Below are 21875 nucleotides of genomic sequence, written 5' to 3' on the forward strand. Positions count from 1 at the left end.
GGTCGTTCCACCATGGAGCAGGGGCTTTCCCGGCGGGGATGGCCGGAAACGGTCGGCATCACCCGTGCCCGTCGCCGACGCGTCCGGCACGGGCACCGCGCACCGAGCTCAGCGTGAACGCGCAGGCCACGCAGAGGTCGGTGAGGGCCGCGCCGCGCCAGCGTTCGCTGCGCAGTGCCAGGCCGGCCATGCTCACGGCGTGCGACGCGTCGAGCGCCGTCCTCCAGGCGGGTGACAGCAGACCTCGGGTGGGGGCGGCTCCCTGCAGGACATGGCGCACGCCCAGCGCGCGAACGGCCGTCCGGCCCGTCCGGCCCGGCGGTGTCCGCAGCAGGCGGTGCAGCAGGACGTCGGGGAACAGCGTGAGCGTGGCCCCCCACACGACACGGACGACGGGCTCGGACACCATGACGCGGTCACCTTCGTTCGACGGGCGAAGCCGTGGCCGAAGGCGGCGGGCCGGGCTTGGTCGTCCGACTGCGGACCACCTCGCCGGTCACAGCGTCGACCTGGTAGATGTGCGTGTTTTCCGGACGGATGGTCGTGACACCGACCGACCAGACGGGCTTGTCCTCCTTGCCCCTCGTCAGCCTCACGGCGGTGACCTTGCCGTAGCGCGGGTCCTCCACCGCCGTGGCGGCCACCTGCTCGGCGGCCTCTTCCGGCGGCGTGAACGGGCTGCCTTCTGACGGACGTGGGGTGGCCCGGTGCCGCCGACGCCAGGCCAGAAGCCGGGGTGGAAGCCGAAGATGGGGAAGAAGCCGAAGCCGGGGTGGGAGCCGAAGCCGGAGCGGAGGCAGAAGCCGACGTGGAGGCCGCGGGCGCACCCGTAGTCGCCGGACGCGCCGCGCCACCGGACCGCGTGAGACGGTCCGGCATCGCCGTGCGGAGTCGGCCACCGGGCCGGCCCGGTGGCCGGGTGGCCCGGTCGCGGACCGGCCTCTGCCGCACCTTCCCCTCGCCTCCCGGGCACGGCTCGGACTCGGACTCGGACGCCAGAAGAGCTTCTCGGAGTCGACCGAGACAACGCCGCAGAATCCGCGAGACCTGCATCTGCGAGACGCCGATGACGTCCGCGATCTGCTGCTGGGTCTGTTCCTGGTAGAAGCGCAGGTAGAGGACTCGGCGGTCCCGCTCCGGGAGCTGTCTCACCTGGGTCACCAGCGCGACGGTGTCGACGACACGGCCGAGCGCCGCGTCCTCGGAGCCGAGCAAGAAGGCCAGCGGCGACTCCTGGTCGGACCTCACCGGTTCGTCCAGGGATCGTGGGCGGCACTCGTGCAGCGCCCGCAGGGTGGACAGCACCCGGTCCGGTTTCAGCCCGGTGTGCTCGGCGATCTGCTCAGGGGTGGGCGAGCCGCCGCCGAGCCGCTGCTCGAGTTCTTCGACCGCCTGGAAGACCGGCCCGCTCGCCTCCTGAAGGGAACGGGGGAGGCGCACGGCAGTGGTGCGGTCACGCAGATGCCGCCTGATCTCACCCGTCAGCTTGGGAAGCGCGTACGAGAGGAAGGCGTGCCCCAGATCCGGGTCATAGCCGTCGACGGCTTTGATCAAGCCGACGGAGGCGACCTGGACGAGATCGTCGAAGTCCTCTCCATGGCGCCGGAAACGGTGTGAGACCCGGCGGACCAGCGGCAACAGCATACGGATGACCTGGTCCCGCAGGACGTCCCGCCGCGGTCCCGGGGGCTGCTGCGCGAGTTCGCGCATCAGCGCGTCGAGTCGGTCCGAGAAGGGCTCCGACGCGGCGGTGGTGTCGCTGTGCGGGAGCGGGGCGGCGGCTGTGGCGGGCATGAGCCTCATAGGGGGTCGGGCCGGGCGAGGGACGTGCGGCGGCACACATGAGGCGCCGTCACTGAACACCGGGCGAGCGGTCAGCAGGTTGCCCGCAAGGCCGCACCGGACGCCGCTGTTTCAACGACGCGCGGACGTGTCCGAGCGCGTCCTCGCAGGACGGTGTTGTCTCTTCCGCGCCATGGAGTCACCCGCCTCTGCCGCCATGAAACAGGCCGTGCGCGGGGGGCGCGAGATACCGCCCGCCAGGGGAGTGAAGGGGTGAGGACACCGTTCCGGTCCGTGCGAGTGGTGGACCGGCGCCCACCGTTTACGCGTCCGGCGCACGGGTGACCCACTGGTGACGGCACAGAGGTGCCCGGAGGGAGTACGTCATGACACTGGTCGCCGACTTCGTGCTGCAACGTCTGGCCGAGTGGGGTGTGCGGCGGGTCTACGGTTATCCGGGCGATGGGATCAACGGTCTGCTGGGTGCTTTCGACCGGGCCGAGGGTGAGCCGGAGTTCATTCAGGCGCGGCATGAGGAGATGGCCGCGTTCATGGCGTGCGCGCATGCCAAGTTCACCGGTGAGGTGGGCTGCTGTGTCGCCACGTCGGGGCCGGGCGCCGTCCACCTCCTCAATGGTCTGTACGACGCCAAGCTGGACCATCAGCCCGTCGTCGCCGTGGTGGGCCAGCAGAAGCGGCTGTCCCTCGGCACGCACTACCAGCAGGAGATCGCCCTTCAGCAGTTGTTCGCCGACGTGTCCGAGTTCTGCCAGATGGTGGTGCACCCGGGGCAGGCCCGGCACGTCATCGACCGGGCCTTCAAGACCGCGCTGACCACGCGCGGGGTCGCCACGATCATCATCCCGAACGACATCCAGGAGGAGGATGCCCAGCCCTCGCCGCCGAAGAAGCACGGCTCGGTGTTCTCCAGCGTCGGCTGGAGCCGCCCGCGCCTGTTGCCCGACGAGGGGGAGCTGCGCAGGGCGGCGGGCATTCTGAACGCCGGCAGCAAGATCGCCATGATCATCGGCCAAGGGGCGGCGCACGCGGAGAGCGAGGTCGTGGAGGCGGCCGAACTGCTCGGCGCGGGCGTGGCCAAGGCCCTGCTCGGCCGCGATGTGCTGCCCGACGACCTGCCCTTCGTCACCGGCCCCATCGGCCTGCTCGGCAGCAAGGCCAGCGACGACATGATCCGCGGCTGCGACACCCTCTTCATGATCGGCAGCAGCTTCCCGTACTCCGAGTGGCTCCCGGACGAGGGGCAGGCACGAGGTGTGGAGATCGACATCGACGGGCGCATGATCGGCATCCGCTACCCGATGGAAGCGCATCTGGTGGGTGACTCCAAGGAGACCCTGAAGGCGCTCATCCCTCTGCTGCGGCGCAAGGAGGACCGGTCATGGCGGGAGAAGATCGAGAAGGACGTCACCGAGTGGAACGCCCTCTGCCGGAAGCGGGCCGGCCAGCATTTCGGGGGGACCATCAACCCCGAGGCCGTGGCCGCGGAACTCTCGCCCCGCTTGCCGGACGGTGTCATCCTGACCGCCGACTCGGGCTCCGGCACGAACTGGTGGGCTCGGCACCTGAAGCTGCGCAAAGGCATGCAGGCCTCGCTCTCGGGAACGCTGGCCACGATGGGGCCGGGCACTCCCTACGCGATCGCCGCCCGGTTCGCCCACCCGGACCGGCCGGTCATCGCCTTCGTCGGGGACGGCGCGTTCCAGATGAGCGGCATGGCCGAGATGATCACCGTCAAGCGGTACCTGGACCGGCTGTCCGGCCCGGCGCCGTTCGTCTTCTGCGTGTTCAACAACCAGGACCTCAACCAGGTCACCTGGGAACAGCGCGCCATGTCCGGTGATCCGAAGTTCCGGGGCTCGCAGGAGATCCCGGACATCCCGTATGCCAAGTACGCCGAACTCATCGGCCTGAAGGGCATCTACTGCGACAAGCCGAAGAAGATCGGCAAGGCGTGGGACGAGGCGCTGTCCAGTGACCGGCCGGTGGTGCTGGAGTTCAAGGTCGACGCCGAGATCGCACCCATCCCGCCGCACATCAACAAGACGCAGGGCAAGAAGGCCGCCAAGGCGGCCGTGCGGGACCCGGAGGGAGTGGGCATCGCCGTCAAGGGAGCGCGTCAGAAGATCACCGAGCTGGCCGAGCACCTGCCGGGTAGGCACCCGTGACCGGTCGTGCCCCTGCCGACGGAGCGGATCTGGACGGATGCCGGATCGACGCGGTCGACGTGCACGCCTTCGAGGTGCCCACCGACGGCCCCGACGGCAGGGAACAGGACGGAACGCTCGAGTGGGGCTCCACGACCATGGTCCTGGTTCGGGTGCACGCGGGCGGGAGAAGCGGACTGGGCTACACCTACGGAGATGTGTCGGTCGCCTCCTTCGTGGTGTCCAAACTCGCCCCGCTGCTGGACGGGCAGGAGGTCACCGCGCCGCCTGCGCTGTGGCACCGCATGGGCGTGCAGATCCGCAACGCGGGCCGCCCGGGTGTCGGAGCCATGGCCGTCTCCGCCGTCGACGTCGCCCTGTGGGACCTCAAGGCGAGGCTGCTGGACCTGCCGCTGGTACGTCTTCTGCCCGCCCACCACGACCGGGTACCGGTGTACGGCAGCGGAGGCTTCACGAACTACCCGATCGACCGGCTCACCGACCAGCTCGCCGGATGGGTCGGCCAGGGCATCCCCCGGGTGAAGCTCAAGACCTCCCGCGAGCCCGAATGGGACCCGCACCGCCTGACGGCCGTACGGAAGGCGGTCGGTGACGAAACGGAGATCTTCACGGACGCCAACGGGGCCCTCTCACGCAAGGAAGCCCTGTACTGGGCACGCAGGTTCCATGACGAGTGGGACGTGCGGTGGCTGGAGGAGCCCGTCAGCTCGGCCGACCTGGAAGGACTGCGGATGCTCCGCGACCGGGGCCCGGAGCGCTTGGAGATCGTGGCGGGCGAATACGCCTTCACCGCACGGGATTTCGTCAATCTCGTGGAACCCCCCGCCGTGGACTGCCTCCAGGCGGACATCACCCGCTGCGGCGGCATCACGGCGCTGCTGGAGGTGGCGGGCCTGTCGGCGACTCGCCACCTCGACCTGTCCGCCCACTGCGCCCCCGCGCTCTCCGCCCACGCGTTCTGCGCCGTACGCCGACTGCGGCACCTTGAGTACTTCCACGACCACGTGCGCGTGGAGCGACTGCTGTTCGACGGCACCCTGTCCCCCGATGAGGGCGCCCTGCGCCCCGACCCCGGGCGACCGGGCCTCGGGCTGGAGATCAAGTGGGCGGACGCCGAGCCCCACCGTGTCTACGCGGCGCAACCAGTCTGACCAGGCGTACTAAGGAGATCTGAACCCGATGGCGAAGGCAACACGCCGCACGACGCGCGACATCCCGGCGAGGACGCATCCGGAGATCGCGGGACCGCCGCGGGCCCGCCACACCGTCGAGATGGGCAAACTGGAACAAGCCCTGCGCAAGGCGGTCGAGGGCGAGGTCCGCTTCGACGCCGGCTCGCTCGCGCTCTACGCCCAGGACGCCTCCAACTTCCGGCAGGTCCCGATCGCGGTCGTCGTGCCCCGCACCCTCGACGACGTGGTGGCGGCGCACAAGATCTGCCACCGTTTCGGCGCGCCCGTCCTCAGCCGCGGCGGCGGTACGAGCCTGTCCGGCGAAACGGTGAACGAAGCCGTCGTGATCGACCACTCGAAGTACCTCACCGGCATCGGCGAGACGGACGTCCCACGCCGCCTGGTCACCTGCGAGCCGGGCGTCATCAACGAGGAGCTCAACCGCCACACCGGCCGCCACAACCTGATCTTCGGCCCCGACCCCTCCTCCCACTCCCGTTGCGTGATCGGCGGCAACATCGGCAACAACTCCTGCGGCATCCACTCGGTGCAGTCGCAGCTGTACGGCCCCGGCCCGCGCACCAGCGACAACGTGCACGCCCTGGAGGTCGTCACCTACGACGGCGAACGCTTCTGGGTCGGCGTGGACGAGGAGAAGCACCTTGACGAGATCATCGCCGAGGGAGGCCGCAAGGGCGAGATCTACGCCGCGCTGCGCGACCTGCGCGACAAGTACGCCGACGCCATCCGGGCGGGTTTCCACTCCGAACAGCAGGTGCCACGCCGGGTGTCCGGCTACAACCTCGACGAACTCCTGCCCGAACGCGGATTCAACGTCGCCCGCGCACTGGTCGGCACCGAGAGCACCTGCGCGACCGTGCTGCGCTCGACGCTCATGCTCACGCCCGGCCTGCTCCAGCGCACCACCGTCGTGGTCGAGTACGACGACCTCGCCGACGCCGCCGAGCACTGCGCCGAACTCGTCGAACGGTGGAAGCCGATCGGTCTCGAAGCGCTCGACGACCTGCTGATCCGGGACCAGCAGCTGGAGAACATGAACGCGGAGGACATCGAGGAGCTGCCGCGCCCGGGCGGCGGGGCGTGGCTGGTGGTGCAGTTCGGCGCGGACACCGCCGAGGAGTCCGTCAGCCGGGCGGAGGGTTTCACACGGTGGCTCACCGACGACAAGGGGTACGCGCCCGACCGCATCCGCATCGCCGAGAGCAAGCAGGAGGGCGGCACCAGCGAACACCTGTGGGCGATTCGCGAGAGCGGCCTCGGATCGACCGCGTTCCCGCCCGGCGGCAAGGACCACTGGCCCGGCTGGGAAGACTCCGCGGTGCCGCCCGACCGCATCGGCACCTACGTCCGTGAGTTGCGCAAGGTCATGGACCGACACGGCATCACCGGCGCCATGTACGGCCACTTCGGCCAGGGCTGCATCCACTGCAGGCTCAGCTTCGACCTGCGTACGGCCGACGGCCTGGCCACCTACCGGGCGTTCATGGAGGAGGCCGCCGACCTGTGCGTGAACATGGGCGGCTCCCTCTCCGGCGAGCACGGCGACGGTCAGCAGCGCGGCGAACTGCTGGAGAAGCAGTACGGTCCGGAACTCGTCCAGGCCATGCGCGAGTTCAAGGCGATCTGGGACCCGCAGGGCAAGATGAGCCCCGGCAAGGTGGTCGACGCCTACCGGATGGACGAGAACCTCAAACTCGGCACCGACTACAACCCGCCCCGGCAGCCGGTGAAGTTCGCCTACCAAGAAGACGGCGGCGACTTCGCCCACGCCACCCTGCGCTGCGTCGGCATCGGCAAGTGCCGCGTGCCGCGGGCCGAGACGACGATGTGCCCCAGCTACCAGGTGACCCGCGAGGAGAAACACAGCACCCGCGGCCGGGCCCGGCTCCTGTACGAAATGCTCAAGGGCGACGTCATCACCGACGGCTGGCAGTCCACCGAGGTGAAGGACGCCCTCGACCTCTGCCTGTCCTGCAAGGGCTGCACCAACGACTGCCCCGTCAACGTGGACATGCCCACCTACAAGGCGGAGTTCCTGCACCACCACTACAAGTCGGCCCGCCGGTGGCGCCCCCGCCACGCCTACGCGTTCGGATTCATCGACCAGGCGGCCAGGATCGCCTCCCGCATGCCGGAGGTGGCCAACCTCGTCACGCACACGCCGGGGCTCGCCCGCCTCGCGAAGCTGGCAGCGGGCATCGACCGCCGCCGCCCGCTGCCGCGCTTCGCGCCGATGACACTCCAGGAGTGGTTCGCCCGGCGGGGCGGCACCGCCAACCCCTCCGGACGTCCGGTGGTCCTGTTCCCGGACACCTTCAACAACTACTTCCACACCGGTGTCGGCGTGGCCTGCGTGGAGGCGATCGAGGCGGCCGGCTGGCGGATCGTCATGCCCGAGGACCACATCTGCTGCGGACGGCCACTGTACGACTACGGCTTCCTGGGCGCCGCCGAGCGCTACCTGCACCGTGTACTGGACACGCTGCGCCCGCACCTGAGGGCCGGCACCCCGATCGTCGGCATGGAACCGAGCTGCCTGGCCGTCTTCAAGGACGAGCTGCCCAAACTGCTGCCCCATGACGACGACGCCCGGCGGCTGACCCGCAACGCCTACCACTTCCCGGAGTTCTTCCAGAGCTTCGGCATCGAGCCACCGAAGCTCGACGGCAAGGCGCTGCTGTGGGGCCATTGCCACCACCGCGCGACCGGCGGCATGAGCCCCGAGCAGGAGTTGCTGGAGAAGATGGGCCTCACCGTGCGGAACCTTCAGGGCGGGTGCTGCGGACTCGCCGGATCGTGGGGCTTCGAGGACGGCAAGTACGACATCTCCATGGACTGCGGCGAACAGGCCCTGCTGCCGGCCGTCCGTGACGCGGACGACGACTGTCTGGTCGTCGCCGACGGATTCTCCTGCAAGACGCAGATCAAGGACGCCGGCACCGGACGGCAGGCCCTGCACGTCGCCGAGGTCATGAAACTGGCCCGAGGCGAGGGGGCTGGAGCCGCGTCCCGCCCGCTCAAGCGGGGCGCACTGCGGGTACCGACCCCGCCTTTGAAGGAGCGGACCTTGCGTGTCCTCGCCGTCGTCGGACTGGGGGCCGCCATCGGCGCGGCCGGAGTGGCCGTGGCGCGCCGCTAGAACCCCTGCACGGCCGCGGACGGGGTCACCCTTCCGTATGCACTGAGCGGGACGTGGCCGGTGGGCTGCTGCGAAGGTGGAGGGGACTGGTGCCCTCCTGTTGTACCGGCGGGTCGGTGCCGGCCCGGAGTGGCATGGGACCGCCCACGCCGACCGGGACGTACGAAGGAGCGACATGACCGAGTCCGTCGAACAAGAGTCCTTGGCCCTCGGCGCCGGCACCTGTGCCGGCGGGCCTCGGCGTCCGTCGGCCGGGGACGCGGCACCGTTCGCTCCGGCCGCGTGTCCGGCACCCGCCGGCCCGATGGCAGCGTTCCCGCCCTCGTTTCCCTCCAGCCGGATCCCGAGGTGACCATGCGTCTGCTCCTGGTTCACCCCAGCGCCTTGATGTACTCGGAGATCTTCCTGCGCCTGGAGCCGCTCGGCCTGGAGAGGGTGGCCGGAGCGGCCCGCGACGCGGGTCACGAGGTGAGAGTCGTGGATCTCCAGGTGACCGGCGAGAAGGAACTGGCCCGTACGTTCTCCTCCTTCCGGCCCGACGCTCTCGGCGTGTCCCTGAACTATCTCGCCAACATCCCGGAGGCGATCGCCATCGCCCGTGCGGCCAAGCGCACCGACCCGGGGTGCTTCGTCTTCTTCGGCGGTCACAGCGTGTCCTTCGTGGCCGAGGACGTCCTCGCGCAGAGCGAAGGAGCCGTGGACGCGGTGGTACGCGGCGAGGGGGAACCGGCCGTGCCCCTGCTGCTCGCGGCCGTCCGGGACGGCGGTCTGGAAACTGTGCCGGGAATCGTCACACCGGCGGGCCGTGGACCCGGACCCCGGATGCTGCACGGCATCGACAGCCCTGTGCCCGCACGCGACTTGATGCGCCATCGGCGCAAGTACTTCATCGGGGAACTCGACCCGTGCGCATCCATCGAGTTCACCCGGGGATGCCCGTGGGACTGCTCGTTCTGCTCCGCCTGGACGTTCTACGGCCGCAGCTACCGCAAGGCCTCCCCGGAGGCGGCCGGGGCGGAGATGGCGAGCATCCAGGAGCCCAACGTCTTCATCGTCGACGACGTCGCCTTCATCCGCCCCGAGCACGGGCACGCCATCGCCGCGGAACTGGAGCGCCGCAGAATCCGTAAGCAGTACTACTTGGAGACGCGCAGCGACGTTCTGCTGCGCAACGAAGAGGTCTTTCAGCGGTGGACCCGTCTGGGGCTGCAGTACATGTTCCTCGGCATGGAGGCCATCGACGCCGAGGGACTGGACCTTTACCGCAAGCGGGTCACCCCCGACGACAACTTCCGTGCCCTGGAGGTGGCGCGCCGACTCGGCATCAACGTCGCGATCAACCTCATCGTGGACCCGGCATGGGACGAGGAACGCTTCCGCCTCGTCCGGGAGTTCGCCCTGGCCGTCCCGGAGATCGTGCACCTCACCGTGATGACGCCCTACCCCGGCACCGAGATCTGGCACACCGAGTCGCGCAAACTCACCACCCGCGACTACCGGCTGTTCGACATTCAGCACGCCGTGGTGCCCACCACCCTGCCTTTGGACGTCTTCTACCGCGAACTGGTCAGGACCCAGGCGGTCATCAACCGCAAGCACCTGGGGCTGCGGACCGCGCTGGGCGCCCTGCGCGTACTGGGCGGCAACCTCGCCCGCGGGCAGACCAACTTCGCCCGGATGCTGTGGAAGTTCAACCGCGTCTACAATCCCGCCCGTCAACTGGCCGACCACCGCCGCCCCGTGCGCTACGAACTTCCGTTGCCCCAGCACCTGGAGATCGGCAACCGTCAGGAACTGTACGTCCACAGCCGTCCCGCGCCCCGTCGTGAGGCCGAGCAGACGGAGTAGGGTGCCGGGCCGACCATTCCGCTGGGTCCGGACGATTCACCGGTGGCGAAGCGGGTGACTCCATGGGCTGTCCAGAACTCGCACGAAGGGAGTGGCTCACGTGACCACACAACCCTCGAGGATCGAGCAGCACCCGGATCTGATGGAACTGCAGGCACGCTACGTCGAGGCGTCGACGAAGCCGGCCGCACAGGCGACCGAGGGACTGAGCCTGCTGACGGGCCTGTACCTTGCCATCTCCCCCTGGGCCGTCGGCTTCTACGACGCCCCTGCGCTGACGGTGAGCAACCTGATCAGCGGGCTTGCGCTGGCTGTGCTCTCGCTGGGCTTCGGCTCGGCCTACGAGCGAACTCACGGTCTGAGCTGGGTCGCTGCGGCCATCGGCGTGTGGACCATCGTCGCGCCCTGGGCCGTGTCCGACGCGCCGGACTCCGTGGGGCCGGTCGTCACCAACGTCATCACGGGGGGCGTCGCCTGTCTGCTGGGGCTGGTGACGATTTCCCTCGCCCGGATGCAGCGCAAGTGATCCGGACCGTGCGCTGAAGGCTGAAGGCGCACTGCGATGGAGGGGCCGCCGATGCGGGCAGCCCTTCCATGTCTGCGCGAGGTGGTGAGCACCCACCCGAACGTCGGAGGAGAGCCGTGGCGCGTAAAGTGACCTGGTCGGCCCTTCTCATGCTGGCCGGCAGTGCCCTGGTCGCCGTCGTCGTGCTGAGTCACTTGGCCGCGCTGCGCTTTCTGCTGGCGATCGTCCTCCTCCTGGCGGTCATCGCATTGCGGGTGCCGCACGCTTACGAGGCGGCGTTCTCTCTTGTCGTCGTCGGTGCCATGTGGTGTGACGTCGGTGAGATCTACCGGCGGGTCGCGGAGCTTGATGCGCTGGTGCATTTCCTGCTGACCGCTACCGGCTCCGTGGTCGCCTTCTTCGCACTGCTGAGAATCGGTGGTCCGCCGCTGTGGGACGCTGCGGCTGAAGCCCGGTGGTGGGTGATCGTCGTTCTCGTCGGCATGGCGGGCACAGTCGGTGCCGTTCTGTGGGAAATGTATGAATGGGTCGTCGAAAGGATCGCGCCGGGTTCGATGAGGGTCGGTTACACCGACACCCTCGCTGACGTCGCGGTGGGCATGGTGGGAGCTCTTCTCGCCGGCCTCGTGTTCTCGCTGGTCTCCCGGGACACCCTCGCGGGAGGCGCTGGTGCGAGAGCGTCAGAGGAACGGAGGCCCTCCTGAACCCTCCGACGGGTCCGGAAGGGCACGTGGCTCACCGCATGCCGGTGCTCTCCGCCCAGTGTTCCGCGAGTGGCCCCACCGTGAGGCCGGCGGCGCGGCAGGCGGAGACGATCTCGGGCAGGGCGGCGAGGGCTGCCCGCCAGCACTCAGGGGCGGACACCCGATCCGTGTCGTGCAGGAGCACCGTCCCCCCGCCACGCAAGTCGGCCGCGACTGTGGTGACCACCGACGCGGGTGTGGCCACCGACGTCCAGTCCCGGCCCCAGGCCGTCCACAGCACGCAGCGCAGGCCGGCCGCGCGAGCGGCGGCCCAGCGGCCGGAGGTGAGGATGCCATAGGGCGGCCGGTACCAGCACGGACAGCGACCCGTCAGGTCGTGGAGCAAGCCGGCCGTGCGGCGCACAAGGCGTGCATCGGCACCGGGAGTGGGCAACCAGGGACGCTCGTGGGTCCAGCCGTGCACGCCCAGTTCATGCCCCCGGCGGACGGTCTCCAGAGCCAGGGAAGGGTGCTGTACGACGCTGCTGCCGAGAAGGAAGAAGGTCGCCTTGACCCCGAGGGCATCCAGAGCATCGAGGAAGAGGGGGGTGGACGCGGGGTCCGGCCCGTCGTCGAACGTGAGGGCGACATGATCGGGACGGCCCATGCCCGCCAGGCGGGGGAAACAACAGCGGCGCACCGCGGGGATCCATGTGACCGCAGGGACGATGTGCGCCGCTGCGCCGACGACCGCGGGAGTCAGCACGGTCGCCGCGGTCCGTGCGCCCGAGGAGCCGAGCCGGCCGGTCACGGACCGTGCCTCCCCTCGTCCGAGTCGTGCCCGTCGCTCCAGGCCGGTCCGTCGATTTCCGGACGGCTCTCGCGCCGCTCCTCGGACGTCCGTGTCGGGACTCCCCGCACCTCTGTCCGCGTGTCCCAGGTCCCCGTGTTCGCCAGCGTACGAGCCAGCCCGACGCTTCCCGCTCCCATGAGGACCACGCCGATCAGCTCCGGCACCACGCGCGCTCCCAGTGCGATCCGCTCCCCGAACAGCACCCACCCCAGTGTCACACTCGTCAGGGCGTCACCGAGGGTAAGGGCTGGCTGGGAGGCGGCCAGTGTCCCGGCCCGCAAAGCGCCCTGCAACAACAGGAAGGCGACGACTCCGGCGGCGACTGTGGCATACGCGGGCCAGGCGGCGAGCAGAGCGCCCACTCCGTGCCGGAGGCGGTCGGTCGTCTCCTTGAGCAGCGCGGCGGTGGCGGCGAAGCACACGGCTGACGCGAGCCCCAGCAGCGCCGCGCGAGATGCGCCCCGGAGCGGGCGGGCGGCCACCGTCAGGCCGAGCACGACACCCAGCACTCCCACGGCGGCCGGGAGCCACCGCTCCGGATAGGCCGTGGACCGGCCGGCCGCCGGGGCGGCGGCCGTCAGGAACAGGGCCAACCCGGCGGCGAGAGCGACGAACGCCAGACACGTCCCGGTGTCCGGACGCCGTCGGAAGATCACGCTGCCGACTACCAGCGTGAACAGGAGCTCGGCCGCCATCAGCGGCTGGACGAGGGCAAGACTGCCCAGGCGCAGAGCGGCGGCCTGCAGAACGGTGGTCAGCGCGAGCAGGACGGCGCCCGCCACCCAGTAGGGTTGCCGCAGCGCCTGTCCGAGCCACCGCAGGGCCTCCCGCGCCCCGGTCGCGCCCTCTGTCCCGTCCGCCGCGGCCCGCCGCTGCAGCACCGAGGCCGAGGCGTTGCACAGCGCCGCGAGCAGGGCGAGGACCACGGTGAGCACGCCGTACAGCCGTTCAGCCGAAGACGGAGGCGAGACGTCTGAACACGGCCGGTGCGGCGCCGTGCACGCGCGCCGGCAGACGAAGCCAGCCGGGAACGTAGATCTCGTCCTTGCCTCGGCTGACCGCGGTCCATACGGCGTCCGCCACCCGTTCGGGGGGTACCGGCCTGGGTCTGGACCGCGGGTAGGCGGCTCCGCGCCGCTCGAAGAAGGGGGTGTCGACCACGCCCGGTACCACATGGCTGAGTCCCACGCCGGTGCCGCGCAACTCGTACCGCAAGGCGTCGCCGAAGGTGTTCACCGCCGCCTTGGCCGCCGAGTACACGGCCTCGCCCCGCACCCCCACCACCCCCGCGACGGATCCGATGAGTACGATCCGCCCACGGCCCTGCTCCACCATATGGGGCACCACCTGCTGCACCAGACGCAGCGTGGCGAGGAGATCCGTTTCGATGACCTCCGTGAGCGCAGACGGGGGCATGTTCACGAAGTCGCCGGCCCAGCCGACACCGGCACCGGCCACCAGCAGGTCGACGCTCCCCGACTGATCGAGGGCGAACCGGGTCAGCCGCTGTTCGATGCCGGGCACGTTGAGATCTGCCGGGAAGTGCGAGGCCCTGGTCCGGACGGCCACGTCCCTCAGGCGTGCTGTGTCCCGTCCGTTGAGGACGAGCCGCCAGCCCTCGGCGGACAGGCGATGCGCCACGGCCGCGCCGATGCCGGAGGAGGCGCCGGTCACGACTGCCGTGGGTGGCCGTCCGCTTCCGCCGGAAAGCTTCTGTGACGGGCACGGCCCCGGCCCTCGCATCGGTGTGGACACGGTGTTCGCGGCGTCGCCGCGGGGCGCGTGAGACATGTCTGCACCTCTGCCATGTGTGGGGCGGGGGCCGTTGTACGGGCATGCCCGGTCCTTCGGGTGAAGAAGGCGAGCCCGTAGTATCCCGCGCCTTATGTCGCGAAACATGGGAATGTCTTTTTCGTCGAGGGCGAGGAGAGGGCGTATGCCGTTCGTGGATACACCACCTTCGCTGCGGCGCCCGACTCAGTCGCCGCAGCGTCGCGCCTGCGGATGCCCGCCTGACCTGCGACTGCCGCCGTGCCATTCGCCGGCTGCCCTGCGGCAACGCTCTGCCTCGGCGGCGAGGGCGTGGACGGTCCGATGCCGTTTGTGGCCGCGCGCACCGGCTACCCGCGGAGGCGGCCTTGCTCGGCGGTCATGACATGGTCGGCCTGGAGAAGGCGCCGCGGTCGCCTCCGGCCATGGCACCCACTGGCCTGTTCGGCGACTCGTGGCAGAGGGGGATGGACGATGCGGGACCATTCCGTCGGCTCCGACGTGCACGCTCGGCGTGTTTCCCGGGCGGAGAGCGCCGACATCCTGAGGGCCTTCCTCATCAGCGTCGTGCTCCTGCTGGTAGCGGTGTGGCTTTTCCTGGCCGGTTGGGTGCTCGACTACCCGCCCGGGGACCCGACGAGCGACGCCCGTCTGAACGAGATCTTCGTCTGCGTGCTCGTCTTCCTGACGGCGGCAACCCGTCTGGTCAGAACCCCCGGCATCCCATCCGACCTGCTCATCGCCGCAGTCGGCGCATGGCTGGTAGGGGCACCGTTCGCACTGGGCTATGGGGACACTTCGATGACCGATGCCGCGCGCTTCAACGACGTCACCTCAGGGGGCTTGATCGTTCTGCTGGCCATCGTTTCCCTGGCCGCACTACCCGTCGCCCGCACCCGCACGTCCCCGGCTGCCTGAACCGCCCTCAGCCGCACAACGCGTCGGCGTTGCCCGAGTCCGCGGTACGTGACCTGCACGGGCCCGCATGGCCTGGGTGTCATCACCAGCGCCGCGCGGTTCCACCGGTCGGCACTGCACGGCGTGATTCGTTCCGGCGAGGAGGGATAGTCGGCACGCATGAAAGTGATGAGAGTGACTTCTCGCCTCTGCGGCGGGCGCCTGTGGCAGCGGCTCGCCCTGGCCCTGTGCGTGCCGCTGACCGCTGTGTCGCTGCTCGTGGGTTGTGGTCGTGACAATCCGCTGAACGAACCCGTTGAGCGGTTCGGGATGGTGGAGGTTCCCTACGATCGGGCCATCCGGCTGTCCGTGGCCGAGGTGCCCGCCGGTGAACTGGCCGCCTTGGAGCTCAGGGGACCTGAGTCGGACTCACCCGTGTGGGAGAGCCGGGTCATGGGCAAGGACGAACAGCTTCACACCGTGCGGCTGGGCGCCACCCGTGGTGAGGTGCTGGGGACGAGTTCCTCCCCTGCCCTCACGGACGCAGAACGGCAGGCGTTGTCCCAGCGCTTGGACAGAGCGCGGATCCTTCCGGACGAAGCGGCTCGGGAGGCGGCCGACCACGGTGAGACCGTCACCGCCGTCCGTCTGGAAGAGCGCGACGGCGTGCCGGTGTGGAGGGTGAGCGTCCTCGGAGTGGCCGACGACGAGGCGACGGTCCACGTCGTCGACGCCACGACGGGAAAGGTCGTCGAACGCCTGCCTGCCTGACGGTTGCCGGTGCGGACCTACGGTGCCGAGGAGCGTCGGGCCGCCCACCATGTCAGCACGACTCCTGCGACGACGGATCCGCCAAGGCCCACTGCGAGGTCGACCAGGGTGTCGGTGTATCCGACCGGGATGCCGGCGTGGAAGACCTGGGTGGCAAGCCCCTCGTACAACTCCCACAGCACAGCGACGGTGGCCCCCACAGCGGCCGTGACCACAGGACCAGCGGCTCGACGCAGTGTCCGGTCTCCCGGGGCCGGCAACAGCCGCCAGCGGGACAGCAGCAGGTGGAGAGCGACGGCCACTACGCCGGGCGTCACCGAGTGCACGAGCGTGTCGTACCAGTCGGCCACCCGGTACCAGCGGCCTACCGCCGACCAGGTCGCCCAGGTCAGCACGGCACACACCAGGAGGTCGACGAGGGCCGGGAGCCGGGTGATCCGCGGCACCATGAGGGCCAGGAAGAGCAGGGTCAGCATCACGGCCCCGTCACGGGAGCCGAGGGCCAGGACCACGGCGCTGCTGAGCACCGACAGACGGACCACGTCGGCGGTGAGGCGCAGCGGGCGAGGCTCGGCGGCCGGCATCTGCAACGGGTTCCCTCCCGGCCGGGCGCCAACACGTCGCACACGCTTCCTCAAACCCCGTGCCCCCGCTGCCGGGGCTGTCCGGGGCTTGGTCCACAGCCCTTCCGGAAAGTGGAACGAACGAGCAGCGGTGGAACGAACGAGCAGCGACTGATCACGGAGCCCTTGCCCACCTGGAGCCTCCCTCTGCCAGTGTGAGATGGGAGCCGGACGCCGGCAGTAGCGCGGCGCGTGGGTCGGATGCTCGTCGGCGGACACCCCCCCTAGTCCGCGGCCGGCTTTGCGGAGGGCCCCGTTTCAGCGGGCCCTTCGGGCTGTGAGAATCGCTCATGGAGTTCCTGCACGACGCCGAATGCCGCGGCGGTCACCGGCACCGCGAGGAGCACACCGATGATCCCGGCCACGGCCCCGCCCGCGGTGAGCGCCAGCAGGATCACTGCCGGGTGAATGCGCACGGTCCGGCTCTGGACCATCGGCTGGAAGATGTTCCCTTCGAGTACCTGAACCACGAGCACCACCCCGAGCACCCACAGCGCAATGGCGAGCCCACGGTCGGCGAGGGCCACCAGCACGGCCGCGGTCCCGGAGGTGAGTGCGCCGAGGTAGGGGACATAGGCACCGATGAAGACGATGGCGCCGAGCCCGAAGGCCCCCGGCACGCGCAGGACCAGCAGGCCGGCGGTGATGCAGACCGCGTCGATGAGGGCCACCACGGTGGTGCCCAGCATGAACCCCTCGACGCCCTGGAACGCCCGCCGGGCCATCGCCTCGACGATGTCGGCGCTGCTTCGCGGGACGAGCGAGCGAAGGGCGCCGACGACGCGGTCGGAGTCGCGCAGGAAGAAGAAGACCAGCAGCAGGGCGAGCACCGTCATACCGATTACCTGAGCGGCGGCTCCGACCCCGGCCACGATGCTGGACGCGGCTGTCCCGCCGAACCTGCCCAGCAGGTCGAGGGCGTCATCGGCGAGATCCTCGAGGGAGGTGCCCGACGCACCGAACTGATCGGCCAGCTGCCGCACCGCCCTCCGCACTGACAGGACGATCTGGCCCCAGGTGTCGACCAGTGCGGCCGTGGCTACATACACGGCGCCGCCGACCACGGCGAGGACAGCGGCGCAGGTGAGACCGGCGGCGACGGACCGATTGGCCTTCACCTTCACTACCAGCGACCGGTGCACGGGGCGGAGCAGCGCGGTGCCGAGCAGGGCCAGCAGTGCGGGAACGAGGGCCAGTCGGAGCGCCACGAACACCTGGATCGTGACATAGGCGACACCTGCGACCAAGAGGATCACGGTGCACCAGGCGGCAAGCCGACGAACGGGTTCTGGCAGCAGTTGCACGCGCCCCAGCGTACGCATCGACCACCCCGGCCCGACCGAGCCCCGCCCAGGAAGGGCGGCGTGATCGACCGACCTGCGGGCGTCCCCACAGCGGACCGACCGGCACGTGGACCGGGACGGTTTCGGGAGAGCACGGTGGTTTCCTCGGCATCAGTGAGAAGAAGGGCTGCGTCCCGTCGATGTTTCCCTGCCGGCTCTGAGTGGCACCTCGACGTCGTCACCCGTCCGACCCGATCCGGGAGGGCGCGTGAGGACTCGGGTACGTCGGTCGCGAGGCGGGAGGACAGCGATGCCTGACGGGCGAACGATGACGCGTCCCACCACCGGGGCGGCGCTGCTGCTGTTGCTGGCGACGATGGGGTTCGTGCTGCTGTTGTTCCTGGTGCGCGGCGAGTGGGGGCCTTTGCGACAGACGGACGAGGCGGTGGCCGACGGACTCAACGACGCCGTTGCCGATCACGGCGTGGTGGTGAAGGCGCTGCAGGTAGTCACCGATCTGGGAGGCAGCCCGGCACTTGCCTGGGTGACCAGCGTCGGCGTCGTGTGGCTGTTGCTGCGGCGTCAGGTACGTGCCGCCCTGTACGTGGCGGTAGCCGCAGTGGGCGCCTGGATCTTGATCTCAGTGGTCAAGGCGTTGGTGGGCCGGCTGCGGCCGGTTGTCGACGAGCCCCTGGTCGCATCCTCCGGCCTGAGCTTTCCCAGTGGGCACGCTCTGAGTTCCCTGGTGTCCTACGGTGTTCTGCTGCTGGTGTTCCTCCCTGCGATGAACCGGACGGCGCGCCGGTTCGCCACCGTCGTGGCGGTCATGGTCGTCGTCCTGGTCGGGGTCACCCGCATGGCCCTAGGGGTGCACTACCTCAGTGACGTCGTCGCGGGCTGGCTGCTGGGTGCCGTCTGGCTGGCGGTGACCGCTGTCGCCTTCCGGCACTGGCCGCATGACCGCCTGCTCGGGCACCCGCTGCCGAGGGGCGCTCAGGGCGGTGGGATGGAGCGCTCCCGCGTGCCGTCCGGACTTCCGGTTCTCGGCTCGGCAGCCGGACTGCGCCCGGTACCCGAACGCCACCATCCCGTGCTGCCGCGTCCGCTTGTCGCTGCGGCCGAACTGGGAGTGGTCTGGCTGCTGACCCTCGGCACCCTCTATGGGCTGGGACTCCTGGCGAAGGACGCGGGTCCGGGCTCGGGCCCGGCGAGCTGGGACCGGTCCGTGGTGCACGACTTGGCGGGTGCGCGCGAGGCGCGGCTGGACGATATCGCCACGGGCCTGCAGATCCTCGGCGGCACGCTGGGAATCACCGCCGCGGTGGCGGTGGTCGGTCCGCTCGCCGTGGCCGTCACCCGGAGTTGGCGGCCGGTCGCACTGCTCGGCCTGGCCTTGGTGGGTCAGGTGACCTTGTTCCTCGTCACCGTGGCTCTGGTAGCACGTGACCGCCCGGATGTACCGCACCTCAGCAGCGATCTGCCGCCCACCGCGAGCTTCCCCTCCGGTCACGTCACGGCGACGTTGGCCCTCACCGCCTGCACGGCGATCATCGTTTTCAGGGCGACCCGCCACACGGGGTGGCGCGCCACATCCGTGGTCCTAGCCGCAGTGATCACGACCGCAGTCGCCCTCGAGCGGCTGTACGCGGGCGCCCACTACCCCAGTGACGTCCTGGCCTCGCTGGTCCTGGCCGGGCCCTGGACCGCGGCCTGCTGGTGGATCACTCGTCCTGTACCCCAGGCCAGGGCTGCGGAACAGGCCACCACAAATCCGGCGGGACAACGGCGAACCGACCCCCGACAGTAAGGTCCGGCGGAAGCGACCACAGCGTGCACACGGGTCCTCCCGCGCGGTAAACCCGGCCGGTTCGGTTCGTCGCCTGTACCCCGGACGACATGGTTGCCCAGGCCGCCGACGACAAGGCTCAGGCGGAAGAGCCGCTGCCGCGGCCCTCGCCGACGCGGCCCAGGCCGAGGGCGTCAGCCCCGATGGCCTCCCGGCTCACCCGCCTCGCTGCCGGTGGCGCTTTCGGTGCGTTACGGGGCGTTGCCCATCTCTGCGGCGAAGACCACGGGGTCGCTGTCGAACCCTCGGACCATCTCGTGGAACTGCCACGCTCCGGAGGTGTCCCGGGTGAACTCCGCGACGGTCACGGCGGTGGATCCGGCGACCCGCGCGAAGTCGTCCTTCAAAAGCTCCCTGTACCCCTCGACAACGAGCACTCCGGCGTTCGTCATGTCGCCGAATGTCTTGGGGCCGCTGTCCTGGTGGATCGCCACGCCCACGACCACCCGTGCGAAGGAGGAAGCGAGGCGATCGAGCTCCAGGGTCATCACCTCGACGTAGCCGAGGCCCTGACCGGTCTGGCTGTGCCGGCTCATGTTGATGGTGCCGTCCGGTGAGCGGCTGTCGAAGTGGACGACGTAGACAGGTCGCCCGTGGGGAGCATCCGTCGAGTACGTCGTGGCGATGATGTCGAGATGGTGAGGTGGCTGGTCCCAGGGACTCGGGTCCCACTTGAGCCGTACCTCGACCTTCCCCACTCCCTGGCTGTTGTTGCCCACCCGATTGTTGCCTCTCCCGTGTCGAGCCACCACGGAGTGTCCCCCGCAAGGTCAAGTATGGCTCTTGGCGGACCTGTTGCACCTTGTGCGGCAGACTCCTCGGGCGGAACAGCAGTTCTGGCCTGTGATCTTTACCCAGGCTTGACACGGCAGCCCCCCGGGCGCGGCCACCTGGAACCAGCTTCAGCGCGATCTTCCCCAAGTACGCCCCAGGCTGCAGCCATTGTTCCCCCTGGCGATCGGCGTGATGCTGCGCGACCTGCCACCCCCTTTCCTGAGTGGCGTCGTGCAGGAGGAGTCTCTTACGAGAGTCTGACGCGACCGCCGTTCCGCGTCGTCACGCTGTTCCCTTCGGCAACGCTGTTGCCGTCCGCGGTCGCGGATCCAGGGCGCACAGACGGCGCACACCCATCGAGGAACGGGACGTGAACATGCACAGCAGTGGTCACCACCGCACGAGCCAGCCTGCCGGGACGCGCGGCGGTCACCGGGCGAGGTCCAAAACACGGCGCATCGTGATCGGTGGCGGGGCCCTCGCCATCGCCGGGGCCGCCACGGTGGCGGTGTCTCTGGCCTCGGCCAGTCAGTACTCCGGGAGCGTCGCCGGCGCCGACCACGCTGTCTTCGTCCAGGGCAACGAGCTGGACGGCAACACCATCCACGTGTTCGCCCGGAGCGACGACGGAAAGCTCAGCCCCTCGGGGACCTATGCGACCGGCGGGAGGGGTGGCGATCAGGTCGACGCCCCCACCGACTCGCTCGCCTCCCAGGGCTCACTTGTCTACGACGACGCCTCGGGGATGCTGCTGGCGGTCAACGCGGGCAGCGGCACGGTGACCTCGTTCCGCGTCGAGGGGCAGCAGCTGAAGGACCGGCGTGTCGTGAAATCGGGCGGGGAGTTCCCGGCGAGCCTCACGGTGCGCGGCAGGATCGCGTACGTCATGAACGCGGGCGGTGCGGGCAGCGTTCAGGGCTTCAAGATCACGAGCAGGGGGCTGAAGCCGCTGAAGGGTTCTCACCGTTCCCTGGGCCTCGACAACGAGGACATCCCGCGCTTCGACACCTCACCGGGCGAGGTCGAGTTCACCCCGGACGGACGCAACCTGGTGGTCACCACCAAGGGCAACAACACCGTCCAGGTCTTCCCGATGAAGCGGAACGGTCTGCCGACCGTCGCCGAACCGGTCGTCAACAAGTCGGCCGGTGGGGTCCCGTTCGCGATCAGCTTCGACAAGACGGGGACGCGGATGCTGGTAGCAGAGGCGGAGAAGTCCACCGTCACCACGTACAAGGTGAAGCACGACGGCAAGCTGAAGGTCCTTCAGGAACCCTTGGCCAGCGGCCAGGAGACCCTGTGCTGGCTGGTGCGTGCCGGCGACTACTTCTACGGCGGCAACACCGGCAACTCCACCGTCACCGGCTACCGCATGGACCAGCAGGGCACGCTTTCCCTGACCAACGACGTGGGCGTCGCCACCCCGCCCTCCGCCGGCTCGCAGGGCGTCATCGACCTCGCCGTGACCGAGGACGAGGAGTTCGTCTACGTCCAGAACGCCGTCTCCGGCACCGTAGACGGCTTCCGCGTCGAGGCGAACGGCGCCCTCACCAAGGTCACGACGGCCGAGGGTCTGCCCGCCTTCGCCGAGTCCGGCATGGAGGGCATCGCCGCGGTCTGACGGGCCACGACACCAGCACGCCGCCCCGTTCGCGCCGTCCGCACCGAGCATCCGTGCACACATACGAAGGTGAGGCATCC

The 21875-nt window shown here is 69.8% G+C and carries 18 protein-coding genes and 1 pseudogene; 10 read left to right on the forward strand and 9 right to left on the reverse strand.

Going from position 1 to position 21875, the window contains the following annotated elements:
- Nucleotides 1-58 precede the first annotated feature (58 nt).
- From A4E84_RS42640 to A4E84_RS45930, 3 genes and pseudogenes are all read right to left on the reverse strand, one after another.
- Nucleotides 59-409, reverse strand: a complete 351-nt coding sequence (locus A4E84_RS42640; protein ID WP_062930714.1) for a hypothetical protein — start codon at nt 407-409, stop codon at nt 59-61.
- Nucleotides 410-416: 7 nt separating this feature from the next.
- On the reverse strand, nt 417-644 hold the full coding sequence (locus tag A4E84_RS43165; RefSeq protein ID WP_062930715.1) for a PepSY domain-containing protein: 228 nt from the start codon (nt 642-644) through the stop codon (nt 417-419).
- A gap of 373 nt (nt 645-1017) precedes the next feature.
- Nucleotides 1018-1803, reverse strand: a pseudogene (locus A4E84_RS45930) (sigma-70 family RNA polymerase sigma factor); the annotation flags it as partial.
- Between the two features lie 365 nt (nt 1804-2168).
- Between A4E84_RS45930 and A4E84_RS36945 the strand changes: the two are divergent.
- The 6 genes from A4E84_RS36945 (at nt 2169) to A4E84_RS36970 (ending at nt 11378) form a co-directional block, all read left to right on the forward strand.
- A complete protein-coding gene (locus A4E84_RS36945; RefSeq protein ID WP_062930717.1) occupies nt 2169-3968 on the forward strand; it encodes a thiamine pyrophosphate-requiring protein in 1800 nt (599 codons plus the stop codon).
- Entirely contained in the window at nt 3965-5119 is a 1155-nt protein-coding gene (locus tag A4E84_RS36950) for an enolase C-terminal domain-like protein (RefSeq protein WP_062930718.1), read from the forward strand. The genes A4E84_RS36945 and A4E84_RS36950 overlap by 4 nt, the downstream gene beginning before the upstream one ends.
- A 28-nt stretch (nt 5120-5147) precedes the next feature.
- A complete protein-coding gene (locus A4E84_RS36955) occupies nt 5148-8300 on the forward strand; it encodes an FAD-binding and (Fe-S)-binding domain-containing protein (protein WP_062930719.1) in 3153 nt (1050 codons plus the stop codon).
- Between the two features lie 354 nt (nt 8301-8654).
- Entirely contained in the window at nt 8655-10148 is a 1494-nt protein-coding gene (gene hpnR, locus A4E84_RS36960; protein ID WP_062931782.1) for a hopanoid C-3 methylase HpnR, read from the forward strand.
- Nucleotides 10149-10248: 100 nt separating this feature from the next.
- Nucleotides 10249-10674 carry an SPW repeat protein gene (locus A4E84_RS36965; RefSeq protein WP_237305070.1) on the forward strand — a complete coding sequence of 142 codons (426 nt, stop codon included), beginning with the start codon at nt 10249-10251 and terminating at the stop codon, nt 10672-10674.
- Between the two features lie 116 nt (nt 10675-10790).
- The gene (locus tag A4E84_RS36970) at nt 10791-11378 is read left to right on the forward strand and encodes a DUF2238 domain-containing protein (RefSeq protein WP_159029672.1); all 588 of its coding nucleotides are present in this window, start codon (nt 10791-10793) and stop codon (nt 11376-11378) included.
- 31 nt (nt 11379-11409) lie between these two features.
- Here the strand turns inward: A4E84_RS36970 and A4E84_RS36975 are convergent, their stop codons facing one another.
- The 3 genes from A4E84_RS36975 to A4E84_RS36985 are packed head-to-tail and all read right to left on the reverse strand — an operon-like array spanning nt 11410 to nt 14001.
- The gene (locus tag A4E84_RS36975) at nt 11410-12168 is read right to left on the reverse strand and encodes a polysaccharide deacetylase family protein (protein ID WP_062930721.1); all 759 of its coding nucleotides are present in this window, start codon (nt 12166-12168) and stop codon (nt 11410-11412) included.
- A complete protein-coding gene (locus A4E84_RS36980; protein WP_063827541.1) occupies nt 12165-13145 on the reverse strand; it encodes a DMT family transporter in 981 nt (326 codons plus the stop codon). Before A4E84_RS36980 ends, A4E84_RS36975 begins: the two co-directional genes overlap by 4 nt.
- A gap of 13 nt (nt 13146-13158) precedes the next feature.
- Complete coding sequence (locus A4E84_RS36985) at nt 13159-14001, reverse strand: SDR family NAD(P)-dependent oxidoreductase (RefSeq protein ID WP_062930722.1); 843 nt, start codon at nt 13999-14001, stop codon at nt 13159-13161.
- Between the two features lie 453 nt (nt 14002-14454).
- On the opposite strand from A4E84_RS36985, the gene A4E84_RS36990 reads away from it, so the two are divergent.
- Nucleotides 14455-14898 carry an SPW repeat domain-containing protein gene (locus A4E84_RS36990; protein WP_062930723.1) on the forward strand — a complete coding sequence of 148 codons (444 nt, stop codon included), beginning with the start codon at nt 14455-14457 and terminating at the stop codon, nt 14896-14898.
- Between the two features lie 174 nt (nt 14899-15072).
- Nucleotides 15073-15648 carry a PepSY domain-containing protein gene (locus A4E84_RS36995; RefSeq protein WP_159029673.1) on the forward strand — a complete coding sequence of 192 codons (576 nt, stop codon included), beginning with the start codon at nt 15073-15075 and terminating at the stop codon, nt 15646-15648.
- A 17-nt stretch (nt 15649-15665) separates the two neighbouring features.
- On the opposite strand, the gene A4E84_RS37000 is transcribed toward A4E84_RS36995, so the two are convergent.
- Nucleotides 15666-16232 (reverse strand): DUF2238 domain-containing protein, encoded by a 567-nt coding sequence (locus A4E84_RS37000; RefSeq protein WP_062930725.1) that lies wholly within the window; start codon nt 16230-16232, stop codon nt 15666-15668.
- Between the two features lie 263 nt (nt 16233-16495).
- On the reverse strand, nt 16496-17575 hold the full coding sequence (locus A4E84_RS37005; protein WP_062931784.1) for an AI-2E family transporter: 1080 nt from the start codon (nt 17573-17575) through the stop codon (nt 16496-16498).
- 289 nt (nt 17576-17864) lie between these two features.
- Here A4E84_RS37005 and A4E84_RS37010 point away from each other — a divergent pair, with 289 nt between their 5' ends.
- Nucleotides 17865-19361 (forward strand): phosphatase PAP2 family protein, encoded by a 1497-nt coding sequence (locus A4E84_RS37010; protein WP_079129277.1) that lies wholly within the window; start codon nt 17865-17867, stop codon nt 19359-19361.
- A 230-nt stretch (nt 19362-19591) separates the two neighbouring features.
- On the opposite strand, the gene A4E84_RS37015 is transcribed toward A4E84_RS37010, so the two are convergent.
- Nucleotides 19592-20119, reverse strand: a complete 528-nt coding sequence (locus A4E84_RS37015; protein WP_062930727.1) for a TerD family protein — start codon at nt 20117-20119, stop codon at nt 19592-19594.
- Nucleotides 20120-20634: 515 nt separating this feature from the next.
- Between A4E84_RS37015 and A4E84_RS37020 the strand changes: the two genes are divergently transcribed.
- Nucleotides 20635-21795 carry a lactonase family protein gene (locus tag A4E84_RS37020; protein WP_062930728.1) on the forward strand — a complete coding sequence of 387 codons (1161 nt, stop codon included), beginning with the start codon at nt 20635-20637 and terminating at the stop codon, nt 21793-21795.
- Nucleotides 21796-21875: the final 80 nt, after the last annotated feature.

Source organism: Streptomyces qaidamensis (genome assembly GCF_001611795.1).
In the GTDB taxonomy this organism is placed as follows: Bacteria; Actinomycetota; Actinomycetes; order Streptomycetales; family Streptomycetaceae; genus Streptomyces; species Streptomyces qaidamensis.